This is a genomic window from Desulfobotulus alkaliphilus (assembly GCF_007830435.1).
In the GTDB taxonomy this organism is placed as follows: Bacteria; Desulfobacterota; Desulfobacteria; order Desulfobacterales; family ASO4-4; genus Desulfobotulus; species Desulfobotulus alkaliphilus.
In genome coordinates this window covers 1-12,849 of the sequence record NZ_VLLC01000015.1, presented here as the reverse complement: position 1 = coordinate 12,849, position 12,849 = coordinate 1, and the positions used below count along the sequence as shown (strand labels likewise).

Here is a 12,849-nt window from a genome sequence, read left to right as displayed (position 1 = left end):
CCCAAAAGAAAACAGATATTTTCTTTTAATCAGGAATCAGAATTCACTGTAGTGAAAAATCTCAAAATCCGAGTCCACAAGTTCCACACCGGCAAAGGAATCCGCCATGCCCATGAGACTGTCCGCCATGGCATTTACATGGCCTGTTTCGTTACCCACCAGAGAAAAACCGATCTCCGCACGCTGGTAGATATCCTGGGAGGCAACTTCTGCAATGGCCGCATTAAAATGATTTTTTAGCTTTGAGATGACAGGACGGATGGCTCCCCTTTTTTCCTTGAGGGAACGGCAACCGTGAATTCTGAAGACCAGCACACCCACGGCACAGACCATGCCCTTCCCCTTTGGCAGCCTCTGATTCTTCACTTCTCACCTCCGTATAGCATCAGATCCATAAAACAAAAAAAGACCAGCCGGAGCTGATCTTTATTCATGTTTTTTGGAGGCGGCACCCGGATTTGAACCGGGGAATAAAGGCTTTGCAGGCCTCTGCCTTACCACTTGGCTATGCCGCCAAAAAATATGGAGCGGGAAACGGGATTTGAACCCGCGACTTCAACCTTGGCAAGGTTGCACTCTACCACTGAGTTATTCCCGCATAAGGGGGGGTAAAACAAAAAACAATTAAAATTAATGGAGCGGGAAACGGGATTTGAACCCGCGACTTCAACCTTGGCAAGGTTGCACTCTACCACTGAGTTATTCCCGCTCAGTGAGAACGGGACTGTATTTAGGAAATCCCGGTCTGGATGTCAATTGAAAAAACACACACTTTCCAAAAAAGAAGATCTTTTTTAAAAAATAAGCTTCCGGGCACGGACCACATAGTCCACGCCGGACCATACGGTCAGCACCAGAGCCACCCACAGAACCCAGGTTCCTGCCAAATGAAAATTCAATCCGAAGTAAGGATAATGGAGAAGAAGCGGAATCAGGGCACCAATCTGAAAGCCCGTTTTCCATTTGGCCAGATTTGTGGCAGCCACATCCGAACCACTGGAGGCCAAAATACTCCGAAGCCCTGTAATGGCAAGCTCCCTGCCGATGATCAGACAGACAATCCACCCTTCCACGCGTCCAAGGCTCACCAGCATGATAAAGGCACTGGATATGAGAAGTTTATCCGCAAGGGGGTCCATGATCTTGCCGAACTGGGAAATCAGTCCCATGCGGCGGGCCATAAAACCATCCAGAAAGTCCGTAATGGCCGCAAGGGAAAAAACCAGTGCTGCAAAAAAAGCAGCCCAGCGGCTGGGACTCAGCATAAGAACCACCAGAAGGGGAACCGATGCCACCCTGTAAAGCGTCAGTGCGTTGGGATGGAGCAGGCGTGCCAGCCAGGATTTATCTTCCAGTATCATAAGAAAAAACCTTTATCGTTCAATCGTTAGTATGGGAGTCATGGGGAAAGGGAGCCTCTGAGGCTTGACTTCTGTATCACTTGGTTACACAATCCTCTGTCTCTTTGCAAGCAGGGGCCGGGGCTTTTTTCCGGCCCCTACCTTAATAATTAGGTAAAAGCGTACAGACCACGGAGGGATGTAAAGTCCTTTGAAAAAAGCATACCATAAAATCCGGACAGAATGATATTCGATTAAACAGGAGCAATGATCAATGAATACAGAAGATATCATCGCACTGGAAACACGGCTGGCGTATCAGGAAAAACTGATTCAGGAACTCAGTGATGTGGTCTTTGGCCAACAAAAAGAGATTGACCACCTTCACTATCTTTACAAGCTGCTGGACCGTCGGTTACAGTCTCTGACAGACAATAGCGGGCAGGGTGTGATCAATGACCCACCGCCCCATTATTAGGGTATCTATCTCCAAAAAAGGCCCTCTTTTGCACGTTCTGTTACAAATTTTCACAGATTTCAGACAGACAGCCAGAGTACCATCCTTTATATATCCAGCAGAGCAGTGAAGATACTGTAAAAAAATCCCATACAAAAAAGCAAGGATGGAAACATGTAAAGCAAAACAGGAAACGCTTTTCATCCGAATGCCCCGTACAAAGACCGGGGTTCAGGCTGTGGAAATCCGTTTTTTCTTAAAAACCAGACAAGGGCTAAAGATGTAAATGTCTACCATTGATAAGTATTTTTATCAAATCTTTAAAAGAAAGAATCAACCCTATCCATGCAAAAAATACCTTCCTGCTCAGCCAGAAAACCGGACAAGAGACATGCGGCAGACTGTCTGTATTTTTTCAAAAAAAACGCTGCCTCTCTGATGCCAGATTCTTTTTATGTCAGGGTAAAGTGCCCCTTTGCAGCATTTTTATCCATGGTTTCAGTACTCATCTTTCTCTTTGTCTCCCCTGCCCTGCATGCGGAGACAAAACCCTTGCAGCATCATTCTTTCCATCTCGATGAACTCTATGCCATGGCTGTGCAGGAAGCCGACCGCATCCACATGGCAAGGGAGTCCATCCATATGGCAAGGGCCGTACAGGATCAGGCCAGATCCGCCATGCGACCCCATGTGGAAGCCTTTGCCGGACACAGCTATTATCCCGACCCCGGGCATACGGACCCGGACCGCCTGAATACCTTCGGGCTGCGCCTTGGGCAGAGCATCACCCTGAACGGGAAAGAATGGACGGCCCTTCAGATGAGCAAAAAAGCCATTGACCAGTCTGACCGGAATCTTCAGGCCATTACCACGGCCTACCTTCTGGAAGTGGGCAGCCGTTTTTATCAGCTGATCCGTGCGGAAGAAGAAATCCGCATTGAGGCGGCAGAAATCCTCAGGCTTGAGCGCCATCTGGAGGAAGTCCGCACAAGGCTTCGCCTCAGCGATACCACAAGGCCGGACCTGCTGCGCACCCAGGCGGCCCTTTCCGGAGCCAGAAGCCGCCACAATGCTGCCATGGAAAACCTTGCGGATCAGCGGTCCATGCTCATGGCCCTTATCGGTCTGCCGCCGGATTTCCGCCTCGTGCCCCCTCCGGCCCTTCAGGCGTACCGCCCAGAGGAAAACCTTGATGATCTTGTTGCAAAAGCACTGGATACAAGGCCTGAAATACAATCCCTGAAACTCAGTCTGGAGATGGCTGAGGATAAAATCCGCATTGAAAAGGGGGGGCTCTGGCCGACCCTTTCATGGTCTGCCCGGTATCAGGATACCCGCCCTTCGCCTTCGGAGTACAACGACACAAACTCCCTTTCCTTAGGGCTTGAGCTGGCCCTTCCCCTGTACACAGGCGGTCTTGTCCCTGCCCGCATCCGGGAAGCGGAAGCGGAAAAGCGCATGGCTCTTTTCCAGTATCATCAGCTTGTGAGGGATATTACTCTGGAAGTCAGGCGAGCCTGGCACGGCCTTGAAAAAGCCCTTGGCAGCCTGCAGGCCCTTGAAGATCAGCTGCTCTTTGCCACGGAAAATTATCAGGCGGTCAGCCGCCAGTTTGAAGTGGGCCTTGCCAACATTGTGGACCTCATGGATGCCAACAGTCTCATGCTGACCGCCCAGAGCAGCCTTGCCACAATCCGTCTGGACACCCATCTGGCCCGTCTGGCACTGGATTATGCCACGGGAAGACTGAAAAACACCGTCAAAGACAAAAAAAACCATAACCCTGACACTGTGATGAGCCCATGAATATGCCCGAAGAAAACACCCCGTTCAAGAGCCCATGGTTTAAAAGGATGCCCGTCCTTGTGCTGTTGCTGATGATCATCCTTGTGGCGGTTATGGCCATGGCCGTATCCCGCAAGGGGGAAAGGCTGGCCGAAGAACGCAGCACGGCATCTGCCCAGGAAGAAAGGGGAACCAATGTGGTGGTTCTCGTTCTTCAACCCTCCAAAATCAGTGAACGCATCAACCTGCCCGGCATCATCAGCCCCTGGGTGCGTCTTACCGTCAGTGCGGAGGTTGCCGGAAAGGTTGCTGACCGGCTGGCAGAGGAAGGCAGTTATATTCGGGCAGGAACAGCCCTCTACCGTCTGGATGAACGGGACTACCGCAACAGCTACAATGCGGCCAGCGCTGCCTTTGAAACGGCCAGAGCATCCCACAGCCGCCTTAGGGAAATGTATGACGAAAAACTTGCCAGCAGATCCCTTCTGGATACGGCCGTTGCGGAACTGGAACGGACCCGCTCTGCCATGGAAACGGCCAGACTACAACTGGACCGCTGCCTTATAGAAGCCGGTATGGATGGCGTTCTTAACCGCATGCTGGCAGAACCCGGCCAGTTTGTCTCCGTGGGTGATCCTGTGGCTGAAATCCTCCAGCTCAACCCTGTCAAAGTCACCGTGGGAGTTCCCGAATCCGATATCCATGCCGTCCGCAGGGTGGACACCTTCAGCGTTCGTATCAATGCCCTGGAAGGCCGCACCTTCACAGGCACCCTGCACCGTTTTTCCAGATCCGCAGATGGCATGGCAAGGCTGTACGATCTTGAAATCCGCATTGACAATCCCGAAGAAATCATTCTTCCGGACATGTTTGCAAGGGTGGACATTGTCAAACAGAGCAAGCCCATGGCCCTGACACTGCCCATCTATGCGGTTCTTTCATCCCGTGATGTCCATTCTGTCTTTGTGGAAAAGGAGGGAAGGGCTGAAAAGAGGGAAGTCACTCTGGGTATGCAGGAGGGGTGGCAGGTGGAGATTCTTTCCGGTCTCACCAAAGGGGAAAGGGTGGTTGTGGTCGGCCAGAGGGATCTCAGAGAAGGCCAGCCGCTCAACATCATTAAAGAAATCAATGATATCGGGGAACTCTGATCCATGATCGTACCGAGAACTGCCGTCAAAAAACGCACCACAATAATGGTGCTTGTTTGCCTGCTGCTGATTTTCGGCAGCTACAGCTACAATACCCTGCCCAGGGAAAGCACACCGGATATTTCCATACCCTATGTCTTTGTTTCCACACCCTACAAAGGGGTGGCCGCCTCAGACATTGAAACCAGCATTACCATACCCATTGAAAAAAAGCTCCGGGGTATGAAAGGCGTCAAAAAGGTTACATCCATCAGCTCCGAGGGTCTCTCCCAGATCAACATTGAATTTCTTCCCAATACGGATATCAACGTTGCCCTGCAGGATGTACGCAACAAGGTGGACGAGGCCAAGGGCGAACTGCCAACGGACCTTGAGGATGATCCGGCGGTTTTTGAGGTGAATTTTTCGGAATTTCCCATCGTGGTTTTTTCCCTTTCCGGAACATCGGGAATTGCCCGCTTAAAGGAAATTGCCGATGACCTCAAGGATGCCATAGAAACCATTCCCGGTATTCTTGAGGTGGATATCACCGGCGGACTGGAACGGGAAATTGTCATTGAGATGGACCCGGACAGGCTGGCCTATTACCGCATACCCATCACCGCCTTTCAGGATGCCGTTGCCAGAGAAAACATCAACACTTCCGGCGGTGCCATCACCCTTGGCCATGGACGGTATCAGATTCAGGTTCCCGGAGAATTCAGCACCCCCGAAGAAATCCTCATGCTGGTGGTGGCCACCCAGGAAAACCGTCCCATCTATTTAAAGGATGTTGCAAAGGTCACTGACGGTTTCAAGGAAGAAACCAGCCGTTCCCGGATTGACGGCAGGCCTTCTGTGAATATTTCCGTAAAAAAACGTTCCGGAGAAAACATTATCGGGATTACCGATGAAATCGACCGGCTCATTGAAAGGGAAAGCCGGTCATGGCCTGAAGGTACGGAAATCATCAAGACCATGGATGCGGCCAAGGACATCCGCTCCATGGTGGCAGACCTCGAAAATAACATCCTCTCCGGTCTGGTGCTGGTGGTGGTGGTCCTTTTCTTTGCCCTTGGCGGACGCAATGCCCTTCTTGTTGCCATGGCCGTCCCCTTTTCCATGCTCATCACCTTTACCGTTCTCTATGCTCTGGGCATTACCCTGAATATGGTGGTGCTTTTCAGCCTCACCCTTGCACTGGGGATGATGGTGGACAATACCATCGTGATCATAGAAAACATCTACCGTTTCATGGAACAGGGGGTTCCCCGCTTTCAGGCCGCCATCCGGGCCAGCGCCGAAGTGGCCTGGCCCATCATCGGAGCCACCCTCACCACCCTTGCCGCTTTCATGCCCCTTCTTTTCTGGCCCGGTGTCATGGGAGAATTCATGAAATACCTCCCCCAGACCCTGATCATCACCCTTTCTTCCAGTCTTTTTGTGGCCCTTGTGATCAATCCGGCGCTGGCATCCTTTTTCATGCGGGTAAAGGGCAGAAAAGAAACCCCCGAAAACGGCAAGCTCAATGGGGTATCCATCCCCGAAGGGGGCGAGGAACCCGTCCGCATCCGGGGCCCCATTCTCAAAACCTATCGGGGTCTTATGGAAATTGCGCTGGACAATCGTATCACCATGATTCTCACCGCCTTCATGGTGCTGGCCTTTCTCTTCTTTTTCTGGCTGCTCCGGGTAGGCCTTGAAAGGCCCGTGGAATTTTTTCCTTCGGTGGATCCCAGAAACATTTATGTCAACTTCCGCATGCCCGAAGGTGCGGATCTGGAATACATCGACCATGTGATAAAAAGGGCGGAAATGGCCATTGCCCGCAAAGAATTCAGCAGTGAAAAAATTCTTGGCCCCATTAGCGATGAAGGCTATGCCAGCGTCCTGGCTCCCCTCACCCATACCACCCGCACGGGAAAAAGCTTTTCCGGACCCAGCGATTTTGACAACATCGAACACATCTATGCAAAGGCCGTATCGGGCCCTTCCCTGTCCATGTTCGGCGGCACCAGCCCGAACCACATCGGCATTCAGTTCATTGATCTGGAAGAACGGAAAACCCCCTCTCCCCAAACCATGGAAGCCATACGGGAGCGGGTAAAGCATATTCCCGGTGCTTACATCACCGTGCAGGAACAGGATGAAGGCCCGCCCACAGGTCCACCCATCAATATAGAAATCACCGGAGATGATTTCAGGATGCTGGGGTCCCTTGCCCGTCAGGTGGAAGATCTCATAAGAAAAGTACCCCATGTGCGGGATGTGGAAAACGACTACATCGAATCCATCCCCTCCATAGAAGTCCGCATCGACCGGCAGAAGGCCGCCCTTTTCGGCCTTTCCACAGCCTCCATCGGGTCTGCCCTGAAAACCGCCTATAACGGAATGGAGGTGTCCACCTACCGGGAGGGAGATGAGGATTTTGACATCACCGTGCGCCTGCCCGAAAAGGACAGAAAGGGCAGCGAGGTTTTAAAGAAACTCATGATCGCAGCACCGTCCGGGCAACTGGTTCCCCTGAGTACACTGGCAGAATTTCACTATGCCGGCACCATGGGCAATATTGTCCGCATCAACCACGAGCGCGTGGTAACGGTGAAGGCCGAGGTGGACGAAAGCAGAATGCCCGGTGCCACGGCACGGCTCTATGCGGAAAGACTGATGAAGGAAGTGCCCATGCCCCATGGATACAGCTACCGGTTCACCGGCGAGGAAGAAGAGCAGCAGGAATCCCAGAAATTTCTCTCCAATGCCTTTCTGGCCACCCTGCTCTTTATCTTCCTCATCCTTGTCAGCCTTTTCAACTCCGTAACCCAGCCGGTGATGATCATGACTTCGGTCATTCTTTCTCTGGGGGGGGTTTTTCTGGGGCTTACGGTTTTGAATCTTCCCTTCGGGATCATCATGAGTGGTGTGGGGGTGATCTCTCTGGCGGGTGTGGTGGTGAACAACGCCATTGTTCTCATAGACTACATCAACCGGCTTAAAGAAAAGGGCTATGCTGTCCGGGATGCGGTGATTGCCGGTGGCGCCACCCGTCTGCGGCCCGTGCTGCTGACGGCCATCACCACCATTCTAGGACTCACTCCCATGGTAACGGGCATCTCCTATGACTTCAGAAACCTAAGCCTGTCTCTTGTCAGCGAGTCTTCCCAATGGTGGCGGTCCATGGCCATTGTGGTAATCTTTGGCCTGATGGTGTCCACCTTCCTCACCCTGGTTGTGGTGCCGGTTCTCTACTCCCTGATCCACAGTATTCAGGAGAAATGGAAGCGGGTTGTGGGAAAATACACCTGATGAAGCCCCGTTCTATTCTCTAAAGAGCAGCTCACGCCTTGTTAGGGCATCTTGTCGTAGAGTAACTTGTGCCGGATTCAAACTCATTTCGATCAGTGATTGATAATGGACCATTTTCTAAGTTATTGAATTAAAAAAACTAAATCTAGGTTACTCAGAAGTATCAAGGGTATATGACAATATCACAACTGAAAAAAGAAATTACCAGCAACATATCGGAGTGCTGTTCTTCGATGGGCTTTGAAGTGGACAAGGCACCGACTTTTTATTACAGAAAAGACAGGGTAGTTGGAATATTTCACATAGATTTTTTAAATTCACAAAATGCCGCCTATTTCAATAGCAATACAGCCTCTTTCTCATTAAACATCGGCGTATTTTTCAACTTGCAGAATATTATCATCAAGCCCAAAGAATACGAATCCAATATTCGAGGTCAAATCTTGCGTGACTTTCGCCAGAAACACCCTATGAAACTAAAAGGATTCAGTTGGTGTCATCCCGAGCGATGGAGACGTGATATTTGGTGGGTAGATAAAGACGGGCAAAATTTAGAGCATATTCTTGCAAACGCATGCAGGTTAACCAAAGAGAAGGCTTTAAAGTGGTTCGAAAAATACTCTGATCCCGACCATGTTATATGGCTTCTAAAACATGGCAAGGAAAATGGTAAAGGAGGACCTTTCGGATTTGGAAGCATTGGTTCCCCTTCCAGAACAGATCTCATAAAGAAGTTGGAAACAATTAAAGGATAACAAATAAGGATAGTTCGTGGTTTGTCCCTCACACCTATCGGGGGGGATACCACAACAGATCTCGAAATAGTAACTTTTTTTATCTGAAGGCCTTAGACTGATTAGGTTCCCCTATGAAAGGCCAAGGACTTAAAAAAATGTCCACCCATAAACCCAAAAAAGCTTTGAAGCCAGAATATCCCAAAATTTTATCAGGGTTATTCTGGCCCCAGCAGGCTTGAAAGAACGGCAAGATACCCGCCGAAACTGCTTATTCCCGGCATCAACGGGTAAAATGCATATGGTTCCTGCTATGACAGAATAATGCCCAGGGGAGCCAGGGAGGATAGCATCGGCCTTTTTCATCAGCTGAATCCGATAGCAAAAAAGCCGTCAGTCCGGAAGCAGATCATAAAAATAGCGCATGGCATCGGAGCGGGAAACAATGCCGATAATTTTACCATCCCGGATTACGGGCAAGCGGCCAATGTCATGCTTCACCATGACCTTGGCTGCTTCCATGGGACTTTTTTCCGGATCTATGGTAATAATATTGCGGCTCATGAAAGCTTTCACAGGGGACTTCTTCTGGGCCTCTTTTCTTATTTTTCTGAAATCACGGCGGGAAATAACACCGGTCAGGACCCCATCCTCCACCACAGGAAGTCCTGTGCATCCCTTTTCCTCCAGCACTTCCCAGACCCTTTCCATGGGCATACTGGCTTCAACGGTTGTAACAGGGTAACTCATAAGATCACTTAACTGAACGGAACTCTGCTGATTCCCTTCCAGCAGGGTCATGATCTGATCCACCACAGCATCGGGATTGACCATATCCAGCATAGCCGAGCCTGCGGCAGGATGGCCGCCGCCGCCAAGGCTTCGCATGATGGAACCTACGTTCAGATCTTCGGTTTTGCTGCGGCCAATGACAAAGGTACGCTGGCGCTCAAGATCCGTGAACACCCCGAAGGCGGCATCCACATTCATGATCTCCCTGTACATATTGATAACAACGGAGAGATTGCCCACATGCCCTTCTATAACCATGCGGCTGACGGCAATGCGGTGGCCCTTCACATCCACCTTGGCGGACTCTCCGGCCTGTATCATATCAAAAAGTATTTCCTTTTGCCGCTCTCCGTAAACAGGCCGCAGAAAGGTGGAAAGAACATTCAGATCTGCCCGGTTTTCCAGAAGATAGGCCGCAGCCAAAGCATCCTCGGATTTGGTGGAGCTGAAGCTTAAATTCCCCGTGTCCTCATAAAGCCCCAGCAGAAAGAGGGTGGCCTGCATGGGTGTCAGGCGCATACCCTGCTCCCGGAGACGTCTGACCAGAAGAGTTACAGTGGCACCCATGAATTCCCTGCAGGTCCACTGGGCCTGCATATCGCCTTCCGGGTGATGATCCCAGAGGATGAGTTCCAGATCCTTATTCTTCTGCAGTCTGCGCAGATGCCCGTCCAGCCTTGCCCATGATCCCGTATCCACCACAATGAGACGCCGGACCTTATCAAGTTCTGCTTCTTTGGGGAGATAGGTATCAAAGATATCCTTGTGAATGGATAAAAAAGCCTTCACATTGGGATTGAGATCGTTGGGCCGTACGGGTACAGCACCCGGATACAAAAGGGTTGCCGCAACCATGGAGGCCACAGCATCGAAATCCGCATTTTTATGGGTAGTGATGATATCCATGACCCTCACATTCTGAAATTCAGTCTATTGTACACGCTGCTCCACAGTCTCAGGGGGTATCCTGTCGTCCACGTCTTTCCCCTGCCCGTTGTCAGATATAAGCTGTGTCTTTTCTTCTTTATACGCAACCTGTCCGGCTTCCATTTCCAGATGAAGACGCAGCCGCTCCAGCTCCAGCCTTGCATCCATGGCCTTTGCTGCCAGGCGATAGCGCAGATAAAGAAACCAGAAACAAAGACTTAAAACTCCAGTAAAAAGAACGGCAAATATCCAGCGGAAACGCAATACCAGCTCCAAAGCAGAAAGGGCTGCACGGGAAAGCAGGGCTGGCAGTACCCAGAGGGCCAGCACAGAAACAAAAACCAGCCCGCCTACCATAAAAACGCCGGGTCTGTCCATGCGGGAAACCACACGCCCCCAGCTTTCATTTGCAGGATGGCTTTCTTCTTCACCATCCTCTGGTTTCCCCGAAAAAAGAGAACGCCATACTTTCACGAAAAATGCCATAAAAAGAACCAGACCCACAGGCACGCCAATGGCGGTAAACAGCCAGGCAGTCATGGGAAAAGGTATTTCCCGGGTCACAAGCCGGGTATGATAATTTTCCAGAGGTCCAAAGTTCTGCTCAAAATAATAACGGTCAAAGCGGGTCAGGGTATCTCCCCTTGTTTCGTAAATAATTGCACCCTCGCTGTTTTGCACCTGCAGCCAGGATTTTTTACCTGACATGTTCCAGGCCACGGCCAAAGCAATCATTTCTGCCAGAGCCAGAAAAACCAGAAGAAGCAGTATAAACTTTCGTGAAAGTCCGGATGACGGCATGGTCTGGGGCATAAAGACCCTCCTCGGGCTTAAAAACAAAAAAAGCAGACAGACCCTTAAGGTCTTTCTGCCCTTTCTTAGCACAGCCCCCTGTCCCGGACAATATATCCCGCATAAACTCAGGCGGAAATTTTTCCTTGCATCCGCATGACAGCACTATCGGTTTGCAATGCGTCCGTCCCACTGGAAAATGGATGTTCTCGGGGCAAGGAAAACCCGCATTTCCGCCGTTGCCATACCTTCGGCATAGGCCACCTCCATAACCTGCGCTCCCCGGAGATAGGCACGGGTTTCCGCAAGAATCCTGTCATGGCTCATATCCCCTTCACCGGACATGGTGTAAGCATCCAGAATAAGGCCTGCGATCCTCTCTGAAAGCTGCCTGTAACCATCCAGCACGGCGGCCCGTTCCGCATTGTAGCGGCGTCTGGCGGGCGACCCTTCTTCCGGTGCCAGTCCCTGGCCCCTTACCCGCACAACAATTTTTGCAGCAGCTTCTTCTGCTTCCACACCGGGAACAATATTGGCCGAATGCACGGCAGCGGTTTTATGCCACAGCACCTGATTACGGGTGGCACAGCCACCAGGCACCAGCATAATGACCAGCAGAAAAGCGGCCATTGAATACATGCCCCATGATTTTGCCTCTGATTTTTCCATGCACCCTCCTGATCTGAATGTTACCCGCAAGTTCATTGATGTCATGTCTTTGCTGCATGTTTTATTTTTCTACAATCTTTTTTATTCAGACTTTTTTTATGCAGAGAACAGGAGCAGGAAAACAGCCCTTTGCCCATGGCACGCTCCTGTTCCTTAAGATTTTCTTGCTTTTTTAGCCTTCTCCATTCAAAAATACACCCGACTGCAAGGCGGTTATCAATCACCATCGACCGAAAGATCCTTTTTCTTTAGCCTCGGAAATAAAAAAAATGAAAAAAGCCCTGCACTCACCCCTTATTTATTTTTCTTCCCTGATTTTGCTTCTGTTCCTCTGCCTCTCCTGTGCCAGACCCTATCCCCGGCAAAGCACAGGTCCCTTTTTCATCCTCCTTGAACAGGACAACAGAAATGGTATACAGGGGGAAAGTCGGCTGAGCATGTTCCCTGCACCGGAGGAATACCGGACAGACAACTGGAAAATACTCACTGTCAGCGTAAGCGTTCCGGAGCAGCCCGGCGAGGATGGCAGGATGCTGGCCCTTAAAACCGCATGGGAAAGGCTGCTCATTGAAAAAGGAACCCGAAGTGTCACAGGCCGGAGTGAATCCTTTGACTGCCATCTCCAGTCCCGGCTGACCCTGCGTTATGAGGGTGTCATTGATGAACCCATACGCATTGTGTCCTTTGTCCGGGACAATCATCACCTTCACTTGAGCCTTGAGACAAAGTTTTCACCACTGGCTTTTCCGGAAGACTGGGAAAAACTCAGAAAAAACAGAAAGAGAAAGGAAGATTTCAAAGACATCCTTTCCGTTTTTCAATAAGCTTCTAAATGTATAATTATTCAGCACAATTTATTTCGAACTGCCAATGCTGTAATTGCAGCAGCTTCGTACTGTTGCAAGGCTCCGTGGCTATTTGCA

The 12,849-nt window shown here is 50.6% G+C and carries 12 protein-coding genes and 3 tRNA genes; 6 read left to right on the top strand and 9 right to left on the bottom strand.

Annotated features, from left to right (window positions below; genetic code table 11):
- Positions 1-36: 36 nt before the first annotated feature.
- The 5 genes from LZ24_RS10190 to pgsA form a co-directional block, all read right to left on the bottom strand.
- Complete coding sequence (locus LZ24_RS10190) at positions 37-366, bottom strand: DUF503 domain-containing protein (RefSeq protein WP_144685148.1); 330 nt, start codon at positions 364-366, stop codon at positions 37-39.
- A 74-nt stretch (positions 367-440) separates the two neighbouring features.
- A tRNA-Cys gene (locus LZ24_RS10185) sits at positions 441-515 on the bottom strand.
- An 8-nt stretch (positions 516-523) separates the two neighbouring features.
- Positions 524-598, bottom strand: a tRNA-Gly gene (locus tag LZ24_RS10180).
- 36 nt (positions 599-634) lie between these two features.
- Positions 635-709: transfer RNA gene (locus LZ24_RS10175), tRNA-Gly, on the bottom strand.
- Between the two features lie 85 nt (positions 710-794).
- Positions 795-1,361, bottom strand: a complete 567-nt coding sequence (pgsA, locus tag LZ24_RS10170) for a CDP-diacylglycerol--glycerol-3-phosphate 3-phosphatidyltransferase (RefSeq protein ID WP_144685146.1) — start codon at positions 1,359-1,361, stop codon at positions 795-797.
- A 253-nt stretch (positions 1,362-1,614) separates the two neighbouring features.
- On the opposite strand from pgsA, the gene LZ24_RS10165 reads away from it, so the two are divergent.
- The 5 genes from LZ24_RS10165 to LZ24_RS10145 all read left to right on the top strand — a co-directional run bounded on the left by LZ24_RS10165 (position 1,615) and on the right by LZ24_RS10145 (position 8,767).
- On the top strand, positions 1,615-1,818 hold the full coding sequence (locus tag LZ24_RS10165) for a SlyX family protein (RefSeq protein ID WP_144685144.1): 204 nt from the start codon (positions 1,615-1,617) through the stop codon (positions 1,816-1,818).
- Positions 1,819-2,289: 471 nt separating this feature from the next.
- Positions 2,290-3,603 (top strand): TolC family protein, encoded by a 1,314-nt coding sequence (locus tag LZ24_RS10160; protein ID WP_186443057.1) that lies wholly within the window; start codon positions 2,290-2,292, stop codon positions 3,601-3,603.
- 59 nt (positions 3,604-3,662) lie between these two features.
- Positions 3,663-4,730 (top strand): efflux RND transporter periplasmic adaptor subunit, encoded by a 1,068-nt coding sequence (locus LZ24_RS10155; protein ID WP_222427602.1) that lies wholly within the window; start codon positions 3,663-3,665, stop codon positions 4,728-4,730.
- Positions 4,731-4,733: 3 nt separating this feature from the next.
- Positions 4,734-8,012: an efflux RND transporter permease subunit gene (locus tag LZ24_RS10150; protein WP_144685138.1), complete on the top strand. Its 3,279-nt coding sequence runs from the start codon at positions 4,734-4,736 to the stop codon at positions 8,010-8,012.
- A gap of 173 nt (positions 8,013-8,185) precedes the next feature.
- Complete coding sequence (locus tag LZ24_RS10145) at positions 8,186-8,767, top strand: DUF4304 domain-containing protein (protein WP_144685136.1); 582 nt, start codon at positions 8,186-8,188, stop codon at positions 8,765-8,767.
- 372 nt (positions 8,768-9,139) lie between these two features.
- Here the strand turns inward: LZ24_RS10145 and LZ24_RS10140 are convergent, their stop codons facing one another.
- From LZ24_RS10140 to LZ24_RS10125, 4 genes are all read right to left on the bottom strand, one after another.
- Positions 9,140-10,444 (bottom strand): CBS domain-containing protein, encoded by a 1,305-nt coding sequence (locus tag LZ24_RS10140; RefSeq protein ID WP_144685129.1) that lies wholly within the window; start codon positions 10,442-10,444, stop codon positions 9,140-9,142.
- Positions 10,445-10,468: 24 nt separating this feature from the next.
- On the bottom strand, positions 10,469-11,278 hold the full coding sequence (locus tag LZ24_RS10135) for a hypothetical protein (protein ID WP_144685127.1): 810 nt from the start codon (positions 11,276-11,278) through the stop codon (positions 10,469-10,471).
- A gap of 144 nt (positions 11,279-11,422) precedes the next feature.
- Positions 11,423-11,926, bottom strand: a complete 504-nt coding sequence (locus LZ24_RS10130) for a hypothetical protein (RefSeq protein ID WP_144685125.1) — start codon at positions 11,924-11,926, stop codon at positions 11,423-11,425.
- Positions 11,927-11,967: 41 nt separating this feature from the next.
- Complete coding sequence (locus LZ24_RS10125) at positions 11,968-12,153, bottom strand: hypothetical protein (RefSeq protein WP_144685123.1); 186 nt, start codon at positions 12,151-12,153, stop codon at positions 11,968-11,970.
- A 42-nt stretch (positions 12,154-12,195) separates the two neighbouring features.
- Between LZ24_RS10125 and LZ24_RS10120 the strand changes: the two genes are divergently transcribed.
- Positions 12,196-12,750, top strand: coding sequence for a hypothetical protein (locus tag LZ24_RS10120; RefSeq protein ID WP_144685121.1), 555 nt, complete (start codon positions 12,196-12,198; stop codon positions 12,748-12,750).
- Positions 12,751-12,849 lie beyond the last annotated feature (99 nt).